Source organism: Pseudomonas sp. BCA17 (assembly GCF_004519405.1).
Taxonomy (GTDB): domain Bacteria; phylum Pseudomonadota; class Gammaproteobacteria; order Pseudomonadales; family Pseudomonadaceae; genus Aquipseudomonas.
The window spans coordinates 230,389-253,377 of sequence record NZ_SGWI01000005.1 but is presented as its reverse complement, the minus strand read 5'-3'; the positions used below and the strand labels follow the sequence as shown (position 1 = coordinate 253,377).

Below are 22,989 nucleotides of genomic sequence, written 5' to 3'. Positions count from 1 at the left end.
TATTTTTATGCGAATAATCTTGTAATTCTTACAACAAATCGACGACAGGCACTTTCCAATGACTCTTCGTATCGCAATCAATGGTTTTGGCCGTATCGGCCGTAATGTCCTGCGCGCACTGTATACCCAAGGCTATCGCCAGGATTTGCAGATCGTCGCCATCAATGATCTGGGCGACAGCGCGATCAATGCCCACCTGCTCAAATACGACACTGTGCATGGCACTTTTGACGCAGAGGTCGCCCACGATCAGGAAAGCCTGACCGTCAATGGTGACCGGATTGCTGTCAGTGCCATTCGCAACCCTGGCGAACTGCCATGGGCCGCACTGAAAATCGACGTGGTCTTCGAATGCACCGGCCTGTTCACCGACCGTGCCAAGGCTGCCGCCCATATTACTGCCGGCGCGCGCAAGGTGATCATCTCCGCACCGGCCAAAGGCGCGGACGCCACGGTGGTCTACGGCGTCAACCATGACATTTTGCGTCAATCCCATCAGATCATCTCCAACGCCTCGTGCACCACCAACTGCCTGGCGCCGGTCGCTCAGGTACTGCACCGTGAGCTGGGGATCGAAAGCGGCTTGATGACCACCATTCACGCCTACACCAACGACCAGAACCTGACCGATGTCTACCATACCGACCCGTACCGTGCGCGCTCGGCCACCCAGAACATGATCCCAAGCAAGACCGGCGCGGCCGAAGCCGTCGGCCTGGTCCTGCCGGAACTGGCAGGCAAGCTGACCGGCATGGCCGTGCGTGTACCGGTGATCAACGTGTCGCTGGTCGACCTCACCGTGCAACTGAAGAAAGAAGCCACAGCCGAGGAAGTCAACGCACTGCTCAAAGAAGCCAGCCAGCATTCGAAAATCCTCGGCTATAACACCCTGCCGCTGGTTTCCAGTGACTTCAACCACAACCCGTTGTCGTCGATTTTCGATGCCAATCACACCAAGGTCAGCGGCAAGTTGCTGAAAGTGCTGGCGTGGTATGACAACGAGTGGGGCTTCTCCAACCGTATGCTGGATAACTGCCTGGCGCTGTGCAACGCCGAGTAAGCCAATGATTGGCTCACAGAAATAGCCACTTGCCACTTCAGTTGATGATAAGCATTATCATTAACTGCAAATCGGTCTGGTATCACTGTGAGCCAATCTCGTTTCAACCAAGTCTTTCTCACCCAACGGGTGATTCTGCTACGCACCTTGCAGCGGATGGTGAATAACCACAGCACCGCCGAAGACCTGTTGCAGGAAACCTACCTGCGCGTTACTCGCGCCCTCGGCGAGCGGCCGATCGATCACCTCGAACCCTTTGTTTATCAGACTGCGCGCAACCTGGCGTTGGATCATCTGCGCGCGCGCAGGATTCAGGCGCGTACGCTGCAGGAAGATGTGCCACTGGACATCCTGCAAAGCGTTGCCGCCCCCATCAGCACCCCGGAAGACGCCACCCAGGCCGAGCAACTGCTTGAACACCTGAGCGTCAGCCTCGGCCAGTTGAGCGCCCGCCAGCAGCAGATTTTCATCCTCAGCCGCCTGCACGGTTGCAGCTATCAAGAGATTGCCGATCAACTCCAGGTGTCCTTGAGCACCGTGCAAAAGGAACTGAAATTGATCATGGCCATCTGTGTAGGTGTGGCCGAACGGCTGGATCAGCCTTAAGCTGCACCCGCAGAAATGTCGATCCAAGCTGTAGGAAAGATAAATAGAACGTGGCGAAGACCCGAGGAACACCGTGACTGATCCGAATAAACTGCGCCCCCATGAGCTGGCTCATGAGGTGTTGCAAGATGCGGCCATGGACCAAGCCCTCGATTGGTTGATCGCCTTGCAATGCCCGCAGCCCGGGCAACAAGCCGAGTTTGACGCCTGGCTGGCCAGCGACCCGGCGCACCCGCAGGCTTTCGCCAAAGCCCAGGCCGCGTGGGGTGGCGCACCGGTGCACAGCGCCGCCGTGGCCCTGGCCGCACCCCGCAAGCCCAGCGCCTGGCGCCGTATCAAGCCGCACTGGAAACCTTTGGCCACAGCCGCCGTGCTACTGGTCGGCCTGTTCAGCTTCAGCAACTTGCCAGTGCGCCTGCAAGCCGATCATCTTACGGTCGTGGGCGAACGGCAGCGCCTGCAATTGGACGATGGCTCGAAAGTATTGCTGAACACCAATTCGGCGCTTTCCAGCAGCATCAAGGATCACCAGCGCGTCGCGCGCCTGTATCAAGGCGAGGCGTTTTTTGAAGTCGTGCCCAGCCGCGGCCTGCCCCTTGAGATTGATGCAGGCCCGGTGCGCGCCAGTGTGCGCGACACCGACTTCGCCGTGCGTTACTTCAACGGCGAAGCCCAAGTGCAGGTGCAACGCGGCGATGTCGACCTGAGCAGCACCTTCAACGACGCCCGGGTGCGCCTGAGCGCCGGTGAGAGCATCCGCATTGGCCCCAAGGGATTTGGCCAGCCCGCCAAGCTCGACGCCGGCAAGGATCTGGCCTGGGTCCAGGGCCGACTGGTGTTTGAGAACTGCCCGATGAGTGAAGTGCTGGCCGAACTGCGCCGCTATTACCCGGGTTGGATCGTCAACAACAACGACAAGCTCGCCAGCATCACCGTCACCGGTAATTACCGCCTCGACCAACCCTTGGACGTGGTGCGCTCCCTGGCGCACATCACCTCGGCCAAGCTGTCGGAATACCCGGCACTGGTCATTCTGAACTAAATGAGAATTATTTTTACTCGATAGCAAGCGGTGGTACGTCTCGTCTTAGCCAATGCAACTGATTCCTATTTGGTTCAGTCCGCAACTATAAGATTCGTACCTCCGGAGCGCTCTCGATGTCCTCTCGTTTCAACCGCCGGTCTTCCTCGCCCGTTCTGTCCCTGCTGACCGCCGCCATCCTCCTGGCCGGCGCGCCCATGACGACCGCCATGGCTGCTGAGCCAGTCGCCCGCAGCCATGGCAATTACACCTTCAGCATCGAGCAGCAGCCTCTCGTCTCGGCACTGAATGCCTTTACCGCGGTCACCGGCTGGCAAGTCGGCCTGCCGGCGGAACTGGGCCAGGGCGTGTCGTCCCCTGGCGTACGCGGCCCGCTGTCACCGGAAAAAGCCTTGGACCGACTGTTGGTGGGGACCAACCTGAGCTACCGCAAACTGGGCAGTAACAATATCGTCCTGGAAAAGCGCGCAGCCGGCAGCACGCTCAACTTGCAACAGGTGACGATCAGCGCGACCCGTAATGAACAGGACGTCAACAGTGTGCCGAGCACCGTCACGGTGCACGACCGCGAGGAACTGGACCGCCAGAACGTCAACACCACTCGCGAACTGGTGCGTTACGAACCCGGCCTCTCCGTCGGTGGCGCCGGCACCCGCTCCGGCAACGCGGGCTATAACATTCGCGGTATCGACGGTGACCGCATCCTCACCCAAGTGGACGGTGTCGAAGTCCCCGATAATTTCTTCAACGGCCCTTACGCCAAGACGCGTCGCAATTACGTCGACCCGGAAATCGTCAAGCGTGTGGAAATCCTGCGCGGCCCGGCCTCGGCCCTGTACGGCAGCAGTGCGATTGGTGGCGCGGTGAGCTATTTCACCCTCGACCCGGACGACATCATCAAGCCCGGCCAGGACGTCGGCGCCCGCCTGAAAACCGGCTACAGCTCCGCCGACGAAAGCTGGTTGACCTCCGGCACCGTCGCCGGCCGCGTGCAGGACTTCGACGGCTTGCTGCACCTGAGCCAGCGTAACGGTCATGAGATGGAGTCCTACGACGGTAACAACGCCACCGGCCTGGCCCGCACCGGCGCCAACCCGGAAGATGCGCGCACGACCAATATCCTCGCCAAGTTGGGCTGGAATTACGGCGAGGACAATCGCCTCGGCCTGACGTACGAGAAATTCAAGGATGACCGTGACGTCAACTTGAAGAATGCGGTAGGCGGGCCGTTCGTCGGCGGGCGCGGTTTCAATCTGTACCGTGACCGTCGCGGCAACGACACCATCACCCGTGAACGCTTCGGGCTGGAAAACAGCGTAGCCCTCGAATCGCCGATAGCCGACCGTATCAAGACCAGCCTCAATTACCAGATCGCCAAGACCGACCAGACGACGGCCGAAATCTATCAGTCAGGCCGTCGTGTCCTGCGCACCCGCGACACGCTTTACGAAGAACGCCAGTGGGTATTCGACGCCCAGTTGGACAAGGCTTTCAGCCTCGGCGAGACCGATCACCAGGTGACGTATGGCACCACCCTCAAGCAGCAGAAAGTCACCGGCTCCCGCGAGGGCTCGGCGACCTGCCTTGCCGTCGGCTCCGGCTGCACAGCCATCGGCGCGCCCAGCCCAACCGCCAGCGACAGCGTGAAGAAGTCCAGTGACTTCCCGGACCCGACCATCAACACCTACTCGCTGTTCGCCCAGGACCAGATCGCCTGGAACAAATGGACCTTCCTGCCTGCCGTGCGCTACGACTACACCCAGCTCAAACCCAAGCTGACCCAGGAATTCCTCAATACCGTCAACCCCACCGGCCAGGACACGGTCAACGACAAGGATAAAACCTGGCACCGTGTGACCCCCAAGTTCGGCCTGACTTATGCGCTCACCGATCAATACACCTTGTTCGGCCAATACGCCGAGGGCTTCCGCACGCCGTCGGCCAAGGCGCTGTATGGCCGCTTTGAAAACCTCAACCTGGGTTACACCGTAGAGCCCAACCCGGACCTCAAGCCGGAAACCAGCAAAGGCATCGAAACCGGGATTCGTGGCAAGTTCGACGCAGGCTCCTTCGACATCGCGGTGTTCTACAACAAGTACCGCGACTTCATCGACGAAGACAACGCCGTGGTCGGCGGCACCGTCGAACAGTTCCAGGCCGTCAATATCAAGCGCGCCACCATCAAGGGCGCAGAAGCCAAGGGCCGTCTGAACCTGGATGCTTTCGGCGCCCCTCAGGGACTGTACACCCAGGGTTCGGTTTCATACGCCTACGGCCGCAACGACGAAACCGGCGAGCCGCTCAACAGTGTCAACCCGCTCAAGGGTGTGTTCGGCCTGGGTTACGACGAGGACAACTACGGTGGCCTGCTGAGCTGGACCTTGGTGAAACGGCAGAATCGCGTCGACAGCACCACCTTCCACGCGCCTGATGGCAACGGCCCGTTCAAGACCCCAGGGTTCGGCGTGCTCGACCTGACCGGCTACTACAAAGTCACCCAGGACGTGACCCTCAACGCCGGCCTCTACAACCTGACCGACAAGAAGTATTGGAACTGGGATGACGTACGCAGCTACGACAGCGTCGGCGAAGCCGCCGTGACCGGCCCGGCCAACCTGGACCGTCTGACGCAGCCCGGCCGCAACTTTGCGATCAACCTGATCTGGGACATCTGATCGATGCGCCTCACCTCGCCGGAATTAATCACCGGCAGGTGAGGATTTTTTACTGTGCCACGTCTTCCTGTTCGTCTAGTTGATAACGGCTCTCTTTAGAGCCACAAGGCGCTACCCTTCTCAAGGACTTTTTCGATGACCGCTTCTCCTACCGCAGAACGCCCGAGCCTGCGCTCCCAGCGCCTGAACCAGATCACCAACGAGCCACACACCAAGCTCGACGCCCTGGTCAAAGCCCACGCCCCATTCGAAACCCAGGCCAACTTCGCCCGTTTCGTGGTGGCGCAATACCTGTTCCAGTCGGAATTGGTGGCCCTGTACAACGACCCGGAACTGATCAAAATCGTCCCGGACCTGGCCGAGCGCTGCCGCGCCGAAGCCGCCAGGCTGGACCTGCGCGACCTGGACACCGACGTGCCGGCACCGGTCGCAGGTGCAGTGAAGAACCCAGGCAAAGCCGAAGCCCTGGGCTGGCTGTTCGTGTCGGAAGGCTCCAAGCTGGGTGCGGCGTTCCTGATCAAGCGCGCCGTGGGCCTGGGCCTGAGTGAAACCTTCGGTGCCCGCCACCTGGGTGAACCGGAAGGTGGTCGCGCCGAAGGCTGGAAGCGCTTTACCCGTACGCTCGACGGCCTGGTATTCACCGCCGAAGAAGAGGCCGCGGTAGAAAAAGGTGCGATCGACGCATTCGTGCGCTTCACCGTGCTGCTGGAACAGGCGTACGCTAGCGCCCCCGAACTGGCCTGACGCCCCGATTGAAATGCAATCAACTGTGGGAGGCGCTGCCCCTCCCACACTTGGATCTCGTTTCAGACTGATTTTCTGTGATCACCCCACCTATGACCGGCAAAACCCAATCCACCTCGAAAATCGCCCAGATCCTGTTCGGCCTGCTGGCCTATGTCAGCCTGGGCATCGGGTTGGTGGCGATCGTCATACCGGGTTTGCCCACCACCGAGTTCATCCTGCTCGCCGCCTGGGCCGCGACCAAAAGCTCGCCGCGCCTCAGCGCCTGGCTGGAAAACCACCGGCTGTTCGGCCCCATCCTGTTCAACTGGCGCAACGGCAAGATCATCACGCGTCGCGCCAAAGTCAGCGCCACCGTGAGCATGCTGCTGTGTGCCGGCCTGATGCTGGTGATGCTTGATCACGGCTGGCCGATCTATCTGGCAATTGCCGGGATGAGCCTAGGCAACCTGTGGATCTGGTCGCGCCCGGAACAGCTCGCAGCCCCCGTATAATGGCGCGTGCAGGGTTTCCCCTACCACTCATCGCCTTCTCCTCATGAATCACCAGACTGCGCCGATGCTCCGGATATAGCGCCGAATGGACTTGGCTTGCCTTGCTTGCCTTTCAACACGTCCATTCACGAGTGACCTATGTTCGACACCCTCTCCATCCGCTTGAAAATCGTGCTGTTGTCCGGACTCTGTCTGCTGGGGGTGATCGCGCTCATCGTCAGCATCAACCTCTACAACACCAACCAGAACGATAAATTAGTCAGCGATTCAAGTTCGCGCATGCTCACCGCCAGCGTGGAACAATTGCTGCAAGCCAAGGCGGGCGAACAAGCCGCACAAATGCAGAAAACCTTCGGCGACAGCCTGGTCGCCATTACCGCACTGGCTGACCAGATCAAAGACCTGCGCAACACCGGTGCCAAGCGCGGGCTGGAGGCCGGCGCGCTGCGTGAAGAACTCAATCAGAGCCTGAAGACGGCCTTCGAGCGCAACCGAACAGCGTTGGGTTTCTGGCTCTCGTTCGAACCCAACGCCCTGGATGGCAAGGACAGCGAGTTCATTGATGACAAGGCACGCGTCTCCAATGAAAAAGGCCGCTTCTCCAGCTATTGGAGTCGTGCTGGCGGTGAGGGCTTGAACACCATCATGGTTGAAGACGACCTGACCAAGACCACGCTCAACCTCAGCGGCACTCCCTACAACAGCTGGTACACCTGCCCACGAGACAGCCGTAGCACTTGCCTGCTTGACCCCTACGAAGACACCGTGGCGGGTAAACCTGTGCTGATGACCACCATTTCCCTGCCGCTGATCGTGGACGGCAAAGTCATCGGCGTTGTCGGCATCGACATCGCCCTTAACGCCTTGCAAGCCAACACCGACGCAGCGCAGAAAGACCTGTTCAACGGTGCGGCGCACCTGGAGATTCTCTCCAGCACCGGTTTGATCGCGGCCTACAGCGGCGAACCCGGCAGGGTCGGCAAGAACCTGATCGACATCATCGGCACGGAAGGCAAGGACATCGTGCAACTGCTGGCCACCGGCAACCCTATGATCCGCGAACAGGACGATACGATTCGCGCGGTGTACCCGTTCAAACCGATTGCCGACGCCAAGAACTGGGGCGTGGTAATCAAGCTGCCCAAGAGCGTGATGCTCGCCGATAACGTGAAGCTGCAAGCGGTACTCGACGAAGCCCAGGCCAGCGGCCTGGTCAAAACCCTACTGATCGCCGCTGCCGCCGCGCTGCTGGGCCTGCTGCTGATCTGGCTGACCGCTACCGGCGTCACCCGCCCGATCAACAATGTGGCCGCGATGCTCAAGGATATTGCCAGCGGCGAAGGTGACCTGACCCAGCGACTGGCTTACGCCAGGAAAGATGAACTGGGCGAACTGGCGAACTGGTTCAACCGCTTCCTCGACAAGCTGCAACCAACCATCGCACAGATCAAGCAAAGCATCACCGAAGCCCGTGGCACGGCTGATCAGTCATCCGAGATTGCACGCCAGACCAGCGAAGGCATGCAGGTGCAGTTCCGTGAAATCGACCAGGTGGCCACGGCCTCCAATGAAATGAGCGCCACCGCCCATGATGTGGCCAACAGCGCTTCCAATGCCGCCAATGCCGCACGCGGGGCGGATCAGTCGGCGCGTGAAGGCATGTCGATCATCGAGAAGAGCACCCGCGACATCACCACTCTCGCCGAAGAAGTCAGCAAGGCGGTGACTGAAGTGGAAGCCTTGGCGGTAAACAGCGAGCAGATCGGCTCGGTGCTCGAAGTGATCCGCAGCATTGCCGAGCAGACCAACCTGTTAGCGCTCAACGCCGCCATCGAAGCGGCGCGTGCCGGGGAAAGCGGCCGTGGTTTTGCGGTGGTGGCCGACGAAGTGCGCAACCTGGCCAAACGCACCCAGGACTCGGTAGAGGAAATTCGCCTGGTGATCGAGCGCATCCAGAGCGGCACCCGCGGCGTGGTAGCGACCATGCATTCTAGCCAGCAGCAGGCCCAGAGCAATGCCGGGCAAATCCATCAGGCCGTGCAGGCGCTGGGCAAGATCAGCGATGCGGTGACGGTGATCAGCGACATGAACCTGCAAATCGCCAGCGCCGCCGAAGAGCAGAGCGCGGTGGCCGAAGAGGTCAATCGCAACGTCTCGGCGATCCGCACCGTCACCGAAACCCTCACCGGCCAGGCGACCGAGTCGGCGGCCATCAGCAGCCAGCTCAATGCGCTGGCCGGCCAACAGATGAAGCTGATGGATCAATTCAAGGTCTGACTACGAACCGGTCCAGGCGCTGACAAACGGCGCCACATCTTCTTTCGGTGCAATGCGCGGCGGGTTCTGCGGGGTGCCCAGGTAGAGGAAGCCAATCACTTCCTCATCCGCCGTCAACCCCAGGCCTTTGGCGACGTGGGCCGAGTAGGACAATTCGCCGGTGCGCCACACGGCACCAATCCCCTGGGCGTATGCCGCCAACAGAATGCCATGGGCCGCACAGCCGGCCGCCAGCAACTGTTCGGACTTCGGCACCTTGAAGTGTTCCTGCAGGCGGGCGATCACCACCACGACCAACGGGGCACGCAACGGGCCGTTCAGGGCTTTGTCGATGACGGCTTGCGGAGCATCGGCATCTTGCAGGCGTGCAGCTTCGGCCAACAACTTGCCCATTTGTTCACGAGCGGCGCCTTCCACGGTGAGGAAACGCCAGGGGCGCAACTGGCCGTGGTCCGGCGCGCGCATGGCGGCAGCGAACAGCACATCGCGCTGCGCCTGGGTCGGTGCCGGCTCCAGCAAACGCGGCACAGAAACACGGTTGAGCAAAGCGTCGAGAGCCTGCATTGGCCACCTCCAGAAATAAATGTGCGGCCATTCTAGCGGGAATGAATCGGGTTCCACCAAACGATAATTGCTCTTATTCAATCCGCGCTGCCCTGTTAGACTTTGCGGCTTCATTTTGCGCCCTCGTTCAGGAAACTCGATGTTCCGTTCGCTTTTTCGCCTGTCTGCAGCGTTGATGGCCTTGAGCCTGACTGCCTGCGATGCCCCACCCAGGTTTACCCAGGCAGAGCCGGGGGAATCGCGGGCCGGCGGCGCGACGACGGTGAACAAGCGCGACCAGAACGCGTTTTCCCTGCCCTCAGCCAACCTGGCGCCGAGCCGTCGCCTGGATTTCAGCGTCGGCAACAGCTTCTTTCGCAGCCCGTGGGTGATCGCACCGTCCACCACCACCGCCCGTGATGGCCTGGGGCCGCTGTTCAACACCAACGCCTGCCAGAATTGCCATATCAAGGACGGCCGCGGACACCCGCCATTACCCGACGCGCCGAATGCGGTGTCGATGCTGGTGCGCCTGTCGATTCCGGCCGCGCCGCTGGATGCCAGGCTTATCGAGCAGCTTGGTGTGGTGCCCGAGCCCGTCTACGGCGGGCAATTGCAAGACATGGCCGTGCCGGGCGTAACCCCTGAAGGCAAAGTGCGGGTGGACTACACACCGGTCAACGTCAGCTTCAAGGACGGCACGGTGGTTGAGTTGCGCAAGCCAAACCTGCAAATCACCCAGCTCGGCTACGGACCGATGCATCCAGATACACTTTTTTCAGCGCGAATCGCACCGCCCATGATTGGCCTGGGCCTGCTCGAAGCGATCAGCGATGCCGACATCCTGCGCAATACCGACACAAAAACGGCCGACAAAGAAGCCCTCGTCGGCCGCGCCAATTGGGTGTGGGATGACGCCCAACACAAGACCGTCCTCGGGCGTTTCGGTTGGAAGGCCGGGCAGCCCAACCTCAACCAACAAAATGTTCACGCGTTTTCTGGTGACATGGGCCTCACCACGTCCCTGAGACCCTTTGATGATTGCACGGATGCCCAAATTGCCTGCAAACAGGCCCCCAACGGCAATGGCCCCGATGGCGAGCCGGAAGTCAGCGACAACATCCTGCGCCTGGTGCTGTTCTACACGCGCAACCTCGCGGTTCCCGCACGCAGTGACGTCAACACGCCACAGGTGCTGGCCGGCAAAAACCTGTTCTACCAGGCCGGTTGCCAGGGTTGCCATAAACCGACGTTCACCACGGCCGCTTCTGCCTCCGAACCCGAACTGGCCAACCAGACGATTCGTCCTTATAGCGACCTGTTGCTGCACGACATGGGCGAAGGTCTGGCCGACCACCGCAGCGAGTTCAAGGCCGGTGGCCGTGACTGGCGCACACCGCCGTTGTGGGGTATCGGCCTGACGCAAACCGTGAGTGACCACACCCAGTTTTTACATGATGGTCGCGCCCGCAACCTGCTCGAAGCCGTGCTATGGCACGGCGGTGAAGCACAGGCGGCGCAGCAGCATGTGCTGTCCTTCAATGCCGAGCAGCGCGCCGCGTTGCTGGCGTTCCTGAATTCTTTATAAGCTTCGCCCCAATACAGAAGGGAGCTCTATATGTTCCGTCCCAAGTTGTTGTTCACCAGCCTGGCCGCTTTAGCCCTCGGTGCCTGTTCGCCCCAGGACCCACAAGCGGTGACCTCGGCGGCCATCGCCAAGCAGGTCATTCTGCCGACCTACAGCCGTTGGGTCGAAGCCGACCGCCAGTTGGCCGTCAGCGCCCTCGCCTATTGCCAGGGCAAGGAAAGCCTGGACACCGCGCGCGCCGACTTCCTCCACGCACAAAAAGCCTGGGCCGAGCTGCAACCGCTGCTGATCGGCCCGTTGGCCGAGGGCAACCGTTCGTGGCAGGTGCAGTTCTGGCCGGACAAGAAAAACCTGGTGGGCCGCCAGGTCGAACAACTGGTCAGCGACCACCCGCAGATCGACGCCGCTGCCCTGGCCAAGTCCAGCGTCGTGGTACAGGGCCTGTCGGCTTACGAATACATCCTCTACGACGCCAAGACCGACGTCGCCGATGAAGCGCAGAAGGCTCGCTACTGCCCGTTGCTGGTGGCCATCGGCGAACGCCAGAAAACCCTCGCTGAAGAGATCCTCGCCAGTTGGAACAACACCGACGGGATGCTCGCGCAGATGACCAAGTTTCCCAACCAGCGCTACGCCGATTCCCACGAAGCCATCGCCGACCTGCTGCGTGCGCAGGTAACCGCGCTGGACACTCTGAAGAAAAAACTCGGCACGCCGATGGGTCGCCAGGCCAAGGGTATCCCGCAACCGTTCCAGGCTGACGCATGGCGCAGCCAGGCGTCCCTGCAAAGCCTGGAAGCCAGCCTCGCCGCCGCACAGACCGTATGGGCGGGCGTGGAGAACAAGGGACTGCGCAGCCTGTTGCCGTCGGATCAAAAGCCGCTGGCCGACAAGATCGACGCCGCCTATGCCGCCGCCCTGAAACTGTTCGCCAGCAACCAGCGCACCCTCAATGAACTGCTGGCCGACGACGCCGGACGCCAGCAGCTCAACGACCTTTATGACAGCCTCAACGTGGTCCACCGCCTGCACGAAGGTGAGCTGGCCAAGGCTCTGGGCATCCAACTGGGCTTCAACGCCAACGACGGTGACTGATGATGCTCAGGCGACAGGCTTTGGCGGTTGGCAGCATGCTGCTCAGTGCACTCACGTTGGGTGGCTGGACGCTATTCAAGCAAAAGGACAAAAGCCCACTGTTGCTCTCGGCGCGCGATGACGCCGACGGCAAGCACTACGCGGTAGGTTTTCGCCTGGACGGCAAGCAGGTATTTGCTACCCAGGTCGGCCAGCGCTGCCATGACATCATCCACCACCCGACGCTGCCGATTGCACTGTTCGTCGCCCGTCGTCCGGGTACCGAGAGTTACCTGATCGATTTGCGTGATGGCACGCTGCTGCAAACCGTCACCTCGAACGCCAATCGCCACTTCTATGGCCACGCGGTCATTCACCACAGCGGCGACTGGCTCTATGCCACCGAGAACGACACGTCCGACCCGGGGCGCGGTTTGCTCGGTGTGTATAAGTTCGAGGGCGAGCGGCTGGTGCACAGCGGTGAGATTTCCACCCACGGCATCGGCCCGCACCAGGTGTCGTGGATGCCCGACGGCGAAACCCTGGTAGTGGCCAACGGCGGTATTCGCACCGAAGCCGAAAGCCGCGTGGAGATGAACCTCGACGCCATGGAACCGAGCCTGGTGCTGATGCACCGCGATGGCACGCTGATCAGCAAGGAAACCCTCAGCCAGCAGATGAACAGCGTGCGCCATATGGGGATCGCCCACGACGGCACTGTCCTCACCGGGCAACAATTCATGGGGCCGTCCCATGAACGCTCGGAACTGCTGGCGATCAAGCGGCCAGGGCAACCGTTCGTGGCGTTCCCGGTGGCCGACGAACAATTGCTGGCGATGGGTCACTATACCGCCAGCGTCGCGGTGCACAGCGAACTGCGCCTGGTGGCGCTGACCGCGCCACGGGGCAATCGCTTTTTCATATGGGACATCGATAGCGGTGAGCTACGCCTGGATGGGCCTTTACCCGACTGTGCCGGCGTCGGTGCGGTAACGGATGGCTTTGTCGTCACCTCCGGTCAGGGACGCTGCCGGTTCTACGATTGCCGTCAGACACCATTGGTTGCCACACCGTTGGAATTACCGGCGGGGCTTTGGGATAACCACTTGCATCTGATTTAAAGGCAAAAAAAAGGGCCTCGCATCGCAAGGCCCTGTTTCGGGGGGTTGAATCGTTTCAACGTTCTTCTCAACTTTGCGGCCTCATCCCTTGAGACATCCCGAACATGAACAACAGCAGATCATTATCGGGCCTTGCCTTTACGCTCGCCTTGGCGACACGCGGTAACAGGCATTGCCCGTTACCTGCCACCGCACTGAGCACTTGTGTGCGAGGTTGCTCCCACGCAGCCAGGGCCAGGGCTGCAATACCCAACGCACCGACCAGAAACAAACCTCGTGCTATTTCTAGCTTCATCTGGTTAAACCCTTGATAGCGCTGCCAAACGCCGTCTCATAAAAGTAGCTGAGTTTTTCCCAGTCGGTATCGTTCCACGACGAATGGCGACGCAGTTGCAGCATGTCGTGGGAAGCGGCCTGATAAGCGGTAAAACGCTGGCGGCACTTTTCAAAATCCAGCAGCGCGACTTCCACATTGGCCGCGTCACCCTCGCCCGTTACCCGCACAAAGATGTGCTTGATATACAGGCAACCATGCTGCCAACGCCCCTTGTGCATACGCGCCAGGGTGCCGGCCAGTTCCTTGAGCAGACGCTCATGAACAAGCTCGCCGTACTGTTCACGGCCACCGGCGGCATACCAGTTTTCAATCTCGTCGAAACCGTCCAGCGCCGCAGTCACCAACAGTGCTTTCCATTGGTGCTCCGGATCACGACGCGCTTCGCAAAACACCAGTTCCGGTACACGTACATCAAGCAAACGCAGGCCCTTGAGGGCATCACGTTCACGTAGCACGGTCGGGCGTCCGAACGGGTGGAGCCAACTGCGGTAGATATGCCCGGTCTGACGCTTGCTGTAGAGCAACCGTCCGTTGGTGCCGATGATGCGCTGCACACCACTTTCACCGCCACGTCGACGATTGGGTTCCTCGACCCATTCCCCCTTCTGGCGCCAGAAATAATCAAACCGCTCCTCGGGAGCTACATGACTACCTGCTACGCACTCAACTGCCATCCTCTCACCTCTTACGCAATACATACACACGCCACATGGCGTAGAGCGGCATGAAGTCCAGGGATTCCTGAACACGGAAACCGGCCTGCTCAAATTCTGCCTCGACAGTAGCAGCCGGTAACACAAACCGATTTTGGTAACCTTCCTGCTCACTTCTTTCGCGACGCCGTGCCTCGGTGCGCTTGCGTTTCCAGGCTTTAAAATTGCCATCGACCCACAGCGAGAGGATCACACTGTCGCGCGTTACACGCTGAAACTCCCGCAGTATCGCCAGCCTGTGCTCCGGATCACCAATATGGTGCATCAAGCGCATGCAAAAAATACTGTCGACCGCATTGTCCGGCAAATCGATATCAAAGGCGGATGTCTGCAAAGGACGTACCCGTTTCACCACATCCGCCGATTGGGCGACTGTGGCGACCTTCAACATCGACGCCGAATTATCAGCGCCGATAATCACACGGTTGGGTTTTTCGGCCAGCAATGGCCAGAAACGCCCGGCACCGCAAGGCAGGTCCAGTACCAGCCCAGGCTCACCAGCCATTGCCAGCGCAGCACGCGCCAACTGCTCGTCGCGTTTGTGGGACAACCGGCGAGCCAGATTGTCCTGATGCTTGAGCAAATATTTCTGCGCGTGTTGGTCGTCGTACTTTTCGGAAAATTCGAGCTTGATCGGGGAAGGCATCTAAAACATCTCCAGTTGCTGATGCCTACAACCTTAAGCAGCAAACTGTGAGCGACAGGTCAACTGGTTGTGAAAAACTTGTCCTGTCCAACCCCATACATTTCAAGACTTTACAGACACAAACGATGGCATGGGGCCATGTTCGCCGAAAAGCACGGAAACTGCAGCAGCCTAGCGGCAGGATGGCGAGTCAAGGTTTGACCTGACTCAACTCCACGTGAAAGCGGCAGCCGTTGGGCTCCATGGTGCTCAGGCTGACGCTCCAGCCTTGGCTCTCGCAGATACGTTGCACCAGCGACAAACCTAATCCCAGGCCCTCGCCGCGCTTCTCGCTGCCCCGCACGAAAGGCTCGAACATCGCCTCACGCTTGTCTTCCGGAATGCCCACGCCGGAGTCTTCGACGATAAAACCGCTCGGCTCCAAGGTGAGGCGGATAAACCCTTGCTCGGTGTAATGCAGAGCGTTGCGCAACAAGTTGCCCATCACCGCGTGCAGGAACGTGGTGTTATAGCGGGTAGGCAAGGGATTGCCCGGAAGGTAAATCAACTCAAGACCTTTTTGCTCGATAGGCTCGCGCCAGATACCGAGCAAGTCTTCGGCCACCTGGGTGAGAGTGACCTGCGGTGACATGGCGGCATCATCGTGTTTGGCGCGGGCCAGCATCAGGAAGGTTTGCACCAGTTCGCGCATTTCCTCGCTGGCGCGGGCGATGCGCTGGACCTGGGCACGGCCTCGTTGATCAATAGCCGGGTTCTCCAGCAACAGTTCGCAGGAACTGGCCAACACCATCAAGGGTGTACGCAATTCATGGCTCACGTCGCTGGTAAACAATTGCTCACGGGACAGTGCCTGACGCAAGCGGCCGAGTGTGGCGTCGAACGCCACGGCCAGTTCACCCACCTCATCAGCCGCGTAATCCGGCGCCAATGGCGGCGCCAGACCAAGCAATTGGTCGCGATGACGTACCTGGCGGGCCAGACGTACCACCGGAGCCATCACCTTGCGCGCCAGGACCCAACCGAGGAACACCGCCAGCGCCAGGCTGAGCACGAAGCCCACCAGCACCACAGCAAACAACACGCGCTCACGCTCTTCAAAGTCGCTCTGGTCTTGCAGCAGCACATAACGCCGACCGTCGACCACTTCGACCATGGCGTGGTACGACAGCGACTCACGGAACACCTCATGAAAGCCCGGGTCCAGGTGTCGCAAATCCTTGGGCAGTTCGAAATCGCCGCGCCCACCGCTGAAATAGAACAACTGGTCCGGTTCCGGCCGATGGCTCCAGTCTTCGACACTGTCCATCAATAGCAACCGTTGCAGGTCGCCACCCAGGCCCGCCGAGATCAATTTCTCTTCCACCAGGTGCACAGTCGCAACAATACCCATGGCGAAAGCCCCCGCCACCAATGCGCTCATCAAGGCAAAGGCGATGATGATCCGCTGGGCAAGGCTTTGCTTAAACTCCATCACGGCCCTCGGCCAGGCGATAACCCACACCGTGCACCGTTTGCAGCAATGGCTTGGCGAAAGGTTTGTCGATCACCTGGCGCAATTGGTGAACGTGGCTGCGCAGGCTGTCGCTGTCCGGGCAGTCATCGCCCCATAGGGCTTCTTCGAGAATTTCCCGGCGCAGTACGTGCGGGCTTTTCTGCATCAGCACCGCCAACAGTTTCAGGCCCACCGGGTTGAGCTTGAGCAGGCGCCCTTCGCGGGTGACTTCCAGGGTATCCAGGTCATAGTGCAAGTCGCCCACCTGCAGGGCGCGGCGGCCACCACCCTGGGCACGACGCAGCACCGCTTCAATGCGCGCAGCCAATTCGGACAAGGCAAACGGCTTGAGCAGGTAATCGTCGGCGCCGGACTTGAAGCCCTGCAGCCGGTCATCCAGCTGATCGCGGGCAGTGAGCATGATCACCGGTGTGTCACGGCGCGCATCTTCGCGCAGGCGTTTGCACAAGGTGTAGCCATCAATGCCTGGCAGCATGATGTCGAGCACGATCAAATCGTAATGTTCGGTCGCCGCCAGGTGCAGGCCGGACAAACCGTCCTGCGCGCAGTCAACGGTATAGCCCTTGAGCCCCAGGTAGTCCGCCAGGTTGGCCAGAATATCGCGGTTGTCTTCAACCAATAAAATTCGCATGGGCAGTGTCTCCGTACTGTCGTACCAGCCGTGCTGGCTCGCGCAGCTTAAGGCCTAGAGGGGCTCAGGGATAGACCTGTCGGGCTTATCGATTAATGTTTTCAACCAATCTCATACCTTAACGAGTTTTTCACTATTAGCTCACACACGGACCACATCGCCACGCGCAAGATCATCGTCCAATAGAGGTCGAGTGTGCGTTCCGCCCTTGCCTCCGCCCAGGCAAGGGCGTAACACTTGCGGCCTTGCTCCGGCGACGGCCTCTTTTTCATGTCCGACACCCTTCTGCTGATTGAAGACGACCGTCCACTGGCCGCGCTGACCGCCGAGTTCCTGCGCGCCGAAGGCTTTACCGTTGCGGTGGAGCACCGTGGCGATCGCGCAGCGCAGCGCATTCTCGACGAACGACCTGCCCTGTTGATCCTGGATGTGATGTTGCCGGGTATCGACGGTTTCACCCTGTGCCGACAGATCCGTGACCGCTACCCGGGGCTGATCCTGATGATGACGGCACTGGATGAAAATGCCGAGCAACTGACCGGTTTCGACGTCGGGGCGGACGACTACGTGGTCAAGCCCGTCGACCCTCTGCTATTGCTGGCCAGGGTTCGCTCGCTGCTGCGACGCCACCCACAAGCACCGCGTTCGGTTTATCAGTGGGGTGCGTTTCGATTGGACCTGCATGCCCATTTCGCCTGGCTTGATGAAACGCTCTTGCAGTTCTCGGTCGCCGAGTTCGAGTTACTGGCCATTTTTGCCCGCCACTGCGGCGTGCTGCTGACCCGCGAAAAATTGCTTCAGAGCCTGCGAGGCCTGGAGTACGACGGCGTCAATCGCTCCATTGATATGCGTGTATCACGCCTGCGCAAGAAACTCATGAGCCTGAAGTGCCCCGTGACCATCCAAACCATCACGGCCCAGGGCTACCTGTTCGTCGAGATCCCGCAGGACGCCCTCCATGCTATCTAACGTACGGCCATGGGCAGCCGTCGTGGCGGGCATCAGTTGGGCCGCTTTGACGCTTTATCTACTGTGGCAGTGTGCCAACGCCTCGGTATTTGTCGGTGAGTACAGTTTTTTGCGCTTGATGGCCGGCCCTGGCTACCTGGTGGCCGAGCAGCTCAAAACCCTGCCCGCCGACCAGCGCGAAGCGCGTATGGAAACGCTGCGCGCTCGCTTCCAGTACCCGGTCCACCTGGTGAACATCGACGATATCGAGCTGCCGCCCGAAGCGCTGATCATGCTCAGACACCAACAACCGGCGCAGAACAGTGACGAAGACATCACTTATTTCCCGCTCGACGGCGACACGCTGATTCAGTTCGGCCCGATGTGGGGAACCGCGGAGGTCAAGGACCTGCTGCAATTTCCCGTTTACTGGATCACCGCGTGTGTGGCCGCCCTGCCGGTGTTGCTACTGCTCTGGCTTGGCCTGCGCGCGCGCAGCCGGCGCCTTAACGACCTTGAAGCACTCGACGCGTGCATCGGCACCCTGGCGCGCACACCCAATGCGATGCTGCCGGCCATGGGCAAGGAGTGGACGCCGTTGCTGCAGACGCTGCAGCAACATGCCCAGGACATTACCGCCATGGGCGAACGCCATCGGGAAGTGTCCCAGGCCGTCTCCCATGAACTGCGCACGCCACTGGCGCGCATGCGCTTTGCCTTGACCCTGATGGGCAAAAGTGAAGACCCGGTCACGCGCACGCGCCTTCAGGAACGCTTGCTGACCGACGTCGAAGAGCTGGAAGCCCTGGTGCGTGCGAGCCTGGCCTTCGCGCGAATGGCCGGCGCGCCGTCGGACCTGCAACACGAGCCCATCCGCATCCGCGAATGGCTGCATCAGGAGTTTGCCTTGCTGGATGGTCACCATCGCCGGCTGAGCCTGGAGACCGACCCAACGGATCTGGAGTTGATCGGCGACCGCGCCCTGCTGCACCTGATCGTGCGCAACCTGCTGAGTAATGCCATCACTTATGCTCGTGACCAAGTGTGTGTCAGCGCGGCTTATCATGGCCAACATCATCTGGTCCTGCATGTCGACGATGACGGTCCTGGCGTAGTGGCAGAAAACCGCGAAAAAATCTTCGAGCCCTTTGTGCGGCTGGCCATGGGCGGTGACGAACCCGGTGGCTTCGGCCTTGGCCTGGCACTGGCCAGGCGCGCGACCCAGTGGCACCGCGGCGAACTATCGGTGGCCCGCAGCCCGTTGGGCGGCGCACGCCTGAGCCTGATCCTGCCGTTGCGTCCTCTATAACCCGCCGCGTGTTACAGCCTGTGACAGCGAACCGTTCGCACTGCCCGTAATCTCGCCGCCTGAATTGCAGGTTGGAGAGCCCGTTCATGCGTCCCTCGAAACAGCATTTGCCAACACTGATAGGGTCATTGTGCATAGCCGCCAGCTCACTGCTGGCCAGCGGTGCCTGGGCCTTTAGCCAAGCGGCACCCTACTACCCCGGTTCGATCAAACCCAACCACCTGTCCCAAGCGGTCATGGACCAACAACTGACGCGGTTTTACAAGGAATGGAAAGCCCTTTACCTGTCCGCCGAATGCGGCAACGCTCGCTATTTCATCAAAGTCAATGCCGACGGCAAGCCGGTGGGCGGCGGTACGGCCCCGCACACCATCACCGTATCCGGAGCCCACGGCTATGGCATGTTGCTCAGTGTGATGATGGCCGAGCAGGACCCGGACGCGCAGAAGATCTTTGACGGCATGGTGCTCTATTTCAAAGATCACCCAGCCAAATCCGACCCCGGCTTGATGGCCTGGAATCAGGTCGAAGGCTGCGGCAATTCCACTGGCCGGTTCCGGGGCAACGCCAGCGCCACCGACGGGGACCTGGATATCGCCTACGCCCTGCTGCTGGCCGACCAGGCTTGGGGCAGCCGAGGTGCGATTGACTACCGCAGCCAAGCCAATCAAGTGCTGGCAGCGATCATGCACCATGAAGTACACCCGCGAACCCATCATCTGCTGCTCGGTGACTGGGCCGGCACCGACGGCGATTCCGAGCTTGAATATGCCACCCGCAGCTCGGACTTCATGCAGTCGCACCTCAACAGCTTTTTTGCGATGACGGGTGATAAACGTTGGCTGGCCGTTCGCGACAAAACCTACTCGATCATCAACACCTTCACTGAGCGCTACAGCGCGGGCAGCGCCCTGCTGCCAGACTTCATCAGCCACCTCGACACGTCGATCACGCCCGCCCGCGCAGACTTGCTGGAGGGCAGCCATGACGGTGATTACGCCTGGAATGCGGCCCGTTACCCCTGGCGTGTCGGTCTGGATTACCTGATGTACGGCGACGCGCGCGCGCTGGACACCTTGACCTCATTCAACCACTGGGCGCGCACCACCACGGGCGATCAGCCAAGTGCGTTCAACAACGGCTACCGGATCGATGGCAGCGCGTTCGACGAGGACCAGGATGATCCGGCGTTTATTTCCGCGCTGGGGGTCAGCGCCATGATCAGCCCCGGCAACCAGCCATGGCTCAATAACATCTGGGACAACCTGCAACACCGCCCGCTCAAGGATCATGACTACTACGCCAATACACTCAAGCTGCTGGGTATGGTGGTCATGTCCGGCCACTGGGAACGGCCCAGGCCTGCGCCCCATGAAAGAACCGCGCACCTGCCTGTTCATCGGCCTCTCGACGAAGCTTTACCGCACCCCATGGCACTCCTGCCGCGCGCCCAACTGACCCTGGCACGGGGGTTCACGTTTAGGAAACTGCTGAGGCGCCGCGCAATGGGCTGAATCGGACCACGCCATAAAAAAACCCCGCCTGCATCACTGCAGGCGGGGTTTTTCAGGTGCTGGGTAAGGCTGGCTTACATCATGCCGCCCATGCCACCCATGCCGCCCATGTCTGGCATACCGCCGCCAGCTGCACCTTCTGGTTTCGGCTTGTCAGCAATGGCCGCTTCAGTGGTCAGGACCAGACCGCCGATGGAGGATGCTGCTTGCAGCGCGGAACGAGTCACCTTGGTTGGATCCAGGATGCCCATTTCGATCATGTCGCCATAGACGCCAGTCGCGGCGTTGTAACCGTAGTTACCTTTACCGTTCTTGACCTGGTTGACCACAACGCTTGGCTCGTCACCCGAGTTGGCAGCGATCTGACGCAGCGGCGCTTCAACAGCGCGACGCAGTACAGCGATACCGACGTTCTGATCAGCGTTGTCGCCGGTCAGGTTGGTCAGGGCTTCCAGAGCACGGATCAGCGCTACGCCACCGCCAGGTACCACGCCTTCTTCAACGGCTGCGCGGGTTGCGTGCAGGGCGTCTTCAACGCGGGCTTTCTTCTCTTTCATTTCAACTTCGGAGCCAGCGCCAACCTTGATCACTGCAACGCCGCCGGACAGCTTGGCCAGACGCTCTTGCAGTTTTTCACGGTCGTAGTCGGACGAAGTCTCGGCAACCTGGGCACGGATCTGAGTGATGCGAGCCTGGATGTCCTGCTCTACGCCAGCACCGTCAACGATGATGGTGTTTTCCTTGGAGATGGTCACGCGCTTGGCGCTACCCAGGTTTTCCAGGGTGGCGCTTTCCAGGCTCAGGCCGATCTCTTCGGAGATAACGGTACCACCGGTCAGAACAGCGATGTCCTGCAGCATGGCCTTACGACGGTCGCCGAAGCCTGGAGCCTTGACGGCTGCGACTTTAACGATGCCACGCATGTTGTTCACAACCAGCGTCGCCAGGGCTTCGCCTTCAACGTCTTCGGAAACGATCAGCAGTGGGCGGCCGGCTTTGGCAACGGCTTCCAGTACTGGCAGCATTTCGCGGATGTTGGAGATTTTCTTGTCGACCAGCAGGATCAGCGGGCTGTCCAGCTCGGCAACCATGGTTTCCGGCTTGTTGACGAAGTACGGGGACAGGTAGCCACGGTCGAACTGCATGCCTTCTACAACCGACAGTTCGTTCTCCAGGCCAGTGCCTTCTTCAACGGTGATCACGCCTTCTTTACCGACTTTTTCCATGGCTTCGGCAATGATGTCGCCGATGGAGCTATCGGAGTTGGCGGAGATGGTGCCTACCTGAGCGATAGCCTTGGTGTCGGCGCATGGCTTGGACAGGTTTTTCAGCTCGGCAACGATGGCGATGGTTGCCTTGTCGATGCCGCGCTTGAGGTCCATCGGGTTCATGCCGGCAGCAACGGCCTTGTAGCCTTCGTTGACGATCGCCTGGGCCAGAACGGTAGCGGTGGTGGTGCCGTCGCCTGCGTCATCGTTGGCACGGGAGGCAACGTCTTTGACCAGCTGCGCGCCCATGTTTTCGAAACGGTCTTCCAGTTCGATTTCTTTGGCGACGGAAACGCCGTCCTTGGTGATGGTCGGAGCGCCGAAGCTCTTCTCGATGATCACGTTACGGCCTTTCGGGCCGAGGGTCGCTTTTACCGCATCAGCCAGGACGTTGACGCCAACCAGCATTTTTTTACGGGCGGAATCGCCGAATTTAACTTCTTTAGCAGCCATGATCGATATTCCTTAAATTCTTGGGGAAGATGAGCGGGAATCAGCCTTCGATAACAGCGAGGATTTCGTTCTCGCTCATTACCAGGAGGTCTTCGCCATCGACTTTCACAGTGTTGCTGCCGGAGTAAGGGCCAAATACAACCTTGTCACCCACTTTCACAGCCAGCGCACGTACTTCGCCGTTGTCCAGCACTTTGCCGGAACCCACAGCGATCACTTCGCCGTGGTTGGCTTTTTCAGCAGCCGAACCTGGCAGAACGATACCGCCAGCGGTTTTCTTTTCTTCTTCGCTGCGACGGATGACGACGCGGTCGTGCAGAGGACGAAGCTTGCTCATTGTCGATCTCTCCTAATTGTATTTTCATCGGCCGGTTTCAGTACCGGCGGGTTTGTATTCCGGCTGGGCCGGTCGCGCCTCGCCAGGCAAGACGCG

The 22,989-nt window shown here is 60.3% G+C and carries 21 protein-coding genes and 1 pseudogene; 14 read left to right on the top strand and 8 right to left on the bottom strand.

Translation table 11 applies throughout. The annotated features are described in order from the left end of the window. The first annotated feature begins 58 nt into the window (after nucleotides 1-58). The 8 genes and pseudogenes from gap to EXW71_RS29435 all read left to right on the top strand — a co-directional run bounded on the left by gap (nucleotide 59) and on the right by EXW71_RS29435 (nucleotide 8,898). The gene (gap, locus tag EXW71_RS19715) at nucleotides 59-1,060 is read left to right on the top strand and encodes a type I glyceraldehyde-3-phosphate dehydrogenase (RefSeq protein WP_123715758.1); all 1,002 of its coding nucleotides are present in this window, start codon (nucleotides 59-61) and stop codon (nucleotides 1,058-1,060) included. Nucleotides 1,061-1,147: 87 nt separating this feature from the next. Next, nucleotides 1,148-1,666, top strand: coding sequence for an RNA polymerase sigma factor (locus EXW71_RS19710; RefSeq protein ID WP_123715759.1), 519 nt, complete (start codon nucleotides 1,148-1,150; stop codon nucleotides 1,664-1,666). A gap of 73 nt (nucleotides 1,667-1,739) precedes the next feature. Next, a complete protein-coding gene (locus EXW71_RS19705; RefSeq protein WP_134660136.1) occupies nucleotides 1,740-2,708 on the top strand; it encodes a FecR domain-containing protein in 969 nt (322 codons plus the stop codon). A 116-nt stretch (nucleotides 2,709-2,824) separates the two neighbouring features. Beyond that, nucleotides 2,825-5,383: a TonB-dependent receptor gene (locus EXW71_RS19700; RefSeq protein ID WP_134660137.1), complete on the top strand. Its 2,559-nt coding sequence runs from the start codon at nucleotides 2,825-2,827 to the stop codon at nucleotides 5,381-5,383. A 135-nt stretch (nucleotides 5,384-5,518) separates the two neighbouring features. Beyond that, nucleotides 5,519-6,127 (top strand): biliverdin-producing heme oxygenase, encoded by a 609-nt coding sequence (locus EXW71_RS19695; RefSeq protein WP_134660138.1) that lies wholly within the window; start codon nucleotides 5,519-5,521, stop codon nucleotides 6,125-6,127. 92 nt (nucleotides 6,128-6,219) lie between these two features. Next, a complete protein-coding gene (locus EXW71_RS19690) occupies nucleotides 6,220-6,621 on the top strand; it encodes a YbaN family protein (RefSeq protein ID WP_134660269.1) in 402 nt (133 codons plus the stop codon). A gap of 138 nt (nucleotides 6,622-6,759) precedes the next feature. Further along, nucleotides 6,760-7,992 (top strand): annotated as a pseudogene (locus EXW71_RS29440) (cache domain-containing protein); the annotation flags it as partial. Nucleotides 7,993-8,142: 150 nt separating this feature from the next. Further along, nucleotides 8,143-8,898, top strand: coding sequence for a methyl-accepting chemotaxis protein (locus tag EXW71_RS29435; protein WP_372241338.1), 756 nt, complete (start codon nucleotides 8,143-8,145; stop codon nucleotides 8,896-8,898). Here EXW71_RS29435 and EXW71_RS19680 read toward each other — a convergent pair whose 3' ends face one another. Continuing rightward, nucleotides 8,899-9,462, bottom strand: coding sequence for an NAD(P)H nitroreductase (locus EXW71_RS19680; protein ID WP_123715765.1), 564 nt, complete (start codon nucleotides 9,460-9,462; stop codon nucleotides 8,899-8,901). A 139-nt stretch (nucleotides 9,463-9,601) separates the two neighbouring features. Between EXW71_RS19680 and EXW71_RS19675 the strand changes: the two genes are divergently transcribed. From EXW71_RS19675 to EXW71_RS19665, 3 genes are read left to right on the top strand one after another with little or no spacing between them, the layout of a single operon-like run. Next, nucleotides 9,602-11,029 (top strand): di-heme oxidoredictase family protein, encoded by a 1,428-nt coding sequence (locus EXW71_RS19675; RefSeq protein ID WP_134660140.1) that lies wholly within the window; start codon nucleotides 9,602-9,604, stop codon nucleotides 11,027-11,029. A gap of 30 nt (nucleotides 11,030-11,059) precedes the next feature. Beyond that, entirely contained in the window at nucleotides 11,060-12,124 is a 1,065-nt protein-coding gene (locus EXW71_RS19670; RefSeq protein ID WP_134660141.1) for an imelysin family protein, read from the top strand. A gap of 2 nt (nucleotides 12,125-12,126) precedes the next feature. Continuing rightward, nucleotides 12,127-13,224, top strand: a complete 1,098-nt coding sequence (locus tag EXW71_RS19665) for a DUF1513 domain-containing protein (RefSeq protein WP_134660270.1) — start codon at nucleotides 12,127-12,129, stop codon at nucleotides 13,222-13,224. A 67-nt stretch (nucleotides 13,225-13,291) separates the two neighbouring features. Here EXW71_RS19665 and EXW71_RS19660 read toward each other — a convergent pair whose 3' ends face one another. The 5 genes from EXW71_RS19660 to colR form a co-directional block, all read right to left on the bottom strand. Then, nucleotides 13,292-13,519, bottom strand: a complete 228-nt coding sequence (locus EXW71_RS19660; RefSeq protein ID WP_123715769.1) for a hypothetical protein — start codon at nucleotides 13,517-13,519, stop codon at nucleotides 13,292-13,294. Further along, nucleotides 13,516-14,235 (bottom strand): lipopolysaccharide kinase InaA family protein, encoded by a 720-nt coding sequence (locus tag EXW71_RS19655; RefSeq protein WP_134660142.1) that lies wholly within the window; start codon nucleotides 14,233-14,235, stop codon nucleotides 13,516-13,518. Before EXW71_RS19655 ends, EXW71_RS19660 begins: the two co-directional genes overlap by 4 nt. 4 nt (nucleotides 14,236-14,239) lie before the next feature. After that, nucleotides 14,240-14,920, bottom strand: a complete 681-nt coding sequence (locus EXW71_RS19650; RefSeq protein ID WP_134660143.1) for a class I SAM-dependent methyltransferase — start codon at nucleotides 14,918-14,920, stop codon at nucleotides 14,240-14,242. A gap of 190 nt (nucleotides 14,921-15,110) precedes the next feature. Beyond that, on the bottom strand, nucleotides 15,111-16,391 hold the full coding sequence (locus EXW71_RS19645) for a HAMP domain-containing sensor histidine kinase (RefSeq protein ID WP_123715772.1): 1,281 nt from the start codon (nucleotides 16,389-16,391) through the stop codon (nucleotides 15,111-15,113). After that, nucleotides 16,381-17,064: a two-component system response regulator ColR gene (gene colR, locus EXW71_RS19640; protein WP_010565305.1), complete on the bottom strand. Its 684-nt coding sequence runs from the start codon at nucleotides 17,062-17,064 to the stop codon at nucleotides 16,381-16,383. Before colR ends, EXW71_RS19645 begins: the two co-directional genes overlap by 11 nt. Nucleotides 17,065-17,334: 270 nt before the next feature. On the opposite strand from colR, the gene EXW71_RS19635 reads away from it, so the two are divergent. From EXW71_RS19635 to EXW71_RS19625, 3 genes are all read left to right on the top strand, one after another. Beyond that, nucleotides 17,335-18,033, top strand: coding sequence for a response regulator transcription factor (locus EXW71_RS19635; RefSeq protein WP_123715773.1), 699 nt, complete (start codon nucleotides 17,335-17,337; stop codon nucleotides 18,031-18,033). Then, the gene (locus EXW71_RS19630; RefSeq protein WP_134660144.1) at nucleotides 18,023-19,321 is read left to right on the top strand and encodes a sensor histidine kinase KdpD; all 1,299 of its coding nucleotides are present in this window, start codon (nucleotides 18,023-18,025) and stop codon (nucleotides 19,319-19,321) included. Before EXW71_RS19635 ends, EXW71_RS19630 begins: the two co-directional genes overlap by 11 nt. An 86-nt stretch (nucleotides 19,322-19,407) precedes the next feature. Then, nucleotides 19,408-20,835 carry a glycosyl hydrolase family 8 gene (locus EXW71_RS19625; RefSeq protein WP_134660145.1) on the top strand — a complete coding sequence of 476 codons (1,428 nt, stop codon included), beginning with the start codon at nucleotides 19,408-19,410 and terminating at the stop codon, nucleotides 20,833-20,835. A 74-nt stretch (nucleotides 20,836-20,909) separates the two neighbouring features. Here the strand turns inward: EXW71_RS19625 and groL are convergent, their stop codons facing one another. Both groL and groES read right to left on the bottom strand, forming a co-directional pair. Further along, nucleotides 20,910-22,556, bottom strand: coding sequence for a chaperonin GroEL (gene groL / locus EXW71_RS19620; RefSeq protein WP_134660146.1), 1,647 nt, complete (start codon nucleotides 22,554-22,556; stop codon nucleotides 20,910-20,912). Between the two features lie 40 nt (nucleotides 22,557-22,596). Then, the gene (groES, locus tag EXW71_RS19615) at nucleotides 22,597-22,893 is read right to left on the bottom strand and encodes a co-chaperone GroES (RefSeq protein WP_123715777.1); all 297 of its coding nucleotides are present in this window, start codon (nucleotides 22,891-22,893) and stop codon (nucleotides 22,597-22,599) included. Nucleotides 22,894-22,989: the final 96 nt, after the last annotated feature.

Bases quoted from the DNA above. Each gene is read 5' to 3' on its own strand.
- gap (WP_123715758.1), top strand. From the start codon at position 59: ATGACTCTTCGTATCGCAATCAATGGTTTTGGCCGTATCGGCCGTAAT.
- EXW71_RS19700 (WP_134660137.1), top strand. From the start codon at position 2,825: ATGTCCTCTCGTTTCAACCGCCGGTCTTCCTCGCCCGTTCTGTCCCTG.
- EXW71_RS19695 (WP_134660138.1), top strand. From the start codon at position 5,519: ATGACCGCTTCTCCTACCGCAGAACGCCCGAGCCTGCGCTCCCAGCGC.
- EXW71_RS19690 (WP_134660269.1), top strand. From the start codon at position 6,220: ATGACCGGCAAAACCCAATCCACCTCGAAAATCGCCCAGATCCTGTTC.
- EXW71_RS29435 (WP_372241338.1), top strand. From the start codon at position 8,143: ATGCAGGTGCAGTTCCGTGAAATCGACCAGGTGGCCACGGCCTCCAAT.
- EXW71_RS19680 (WP_123715765.1), bottom strand. From the start codon at position 9,462: ATGCAGGCTCTCGACGCTTTGCTCAACCGTGTTTCTGTGCCGCGTTTG.
- EXW71_RS19675 (WP_134660140.1), top strand. From the start codon at position 9,602: ATGTTCCGTTCGCTTTTTCGCCTGTCTGCAGCGTTGATGGCCTTGAGC.
- EXW71_RS19670 (WP_134660141.1), top strand. From the start codon at position 11,060: ATGTTCCGTCCCAAGTTGTTGTTCACCAGCCTGGCCGCTTTAGCCCTC.
- EXW71_RS19665 (WP_134660270.1), top strand. From the start codon at position 12,127: ATGCTCAGGCGACAGGCTTTGGCGGTTGGCAGCATGCTGCTCAGTGCA.
- EXW71_RS19660 (WP_123715769.1), bottom strand. From the start codon at position 13,519: ATGAAGCTAGAAATAGCACGAGGTTTGTTTCTGGTCGGTGCGTTGGGT.
- EXW71_RS19655 (WP_134660142.1), bottom strand. From the start codon at position 14,235: ATGGCAGTTGAGTGCGTAGCAGGTAGTCATGTAGCTCCCGAGGAGCGG.
- EXW71_RS19650 (WP_134660143.1), bottom strand. From the start codon at position 14,920: ATGCCTTCCCCGATCAAGCTCGAATTTTCCGAAAAGTACGACGACCAA.
- EXW71_RS19645 (WP_123715772.1), bottom strand. From the start codon at position 16,391: ATGGAGTTTAAGCAAAGCCTTGCCCAGCGGATCATCATCGCCTTTGCC.
- colR (WP_010565305.1), bottom strand. From the start codon at position 17,064: ATGCGAATTTTATTGGTTGAAGACAACCGCGATATTCTGGCCAACCTG.
- EXW71_RS19635 (WP_123715773.1), top strand. From the start codon at position 17,335: ATGTCCGACACCCTTCTGCTGATTGAAGACGACCGTCCACTGGCCGCG.
- EXW71_RS19630 (WP_134660144.1), top strand. From the start codon at position 18,023: ATGCTATCTAACGTACGGCCATGGGCAGCCGTCGTGGCGGGCATCAGT.
- EXW71_RS19625 (WP_134660145.1), top strand. From the start codon at position 19,408: ATGCGTCCCTCGAAACAGCATTTGCCAACACTGATAGGGTCATTGTGC.
- groL (WP_134660146.1), bottom strand. From the start codon at position 22,556: ATGGCTGCTAAAGAAGTTAAATTCGGCGATTCCGCCCGTAAAAAAATG.
- groES (WP_123715777.1), bottom strand. From the start codon at position 22,893: ATGAGCAAGCTTCGTCCTCTGCACGACCGCGTCGTCATCCGTCGCAGC.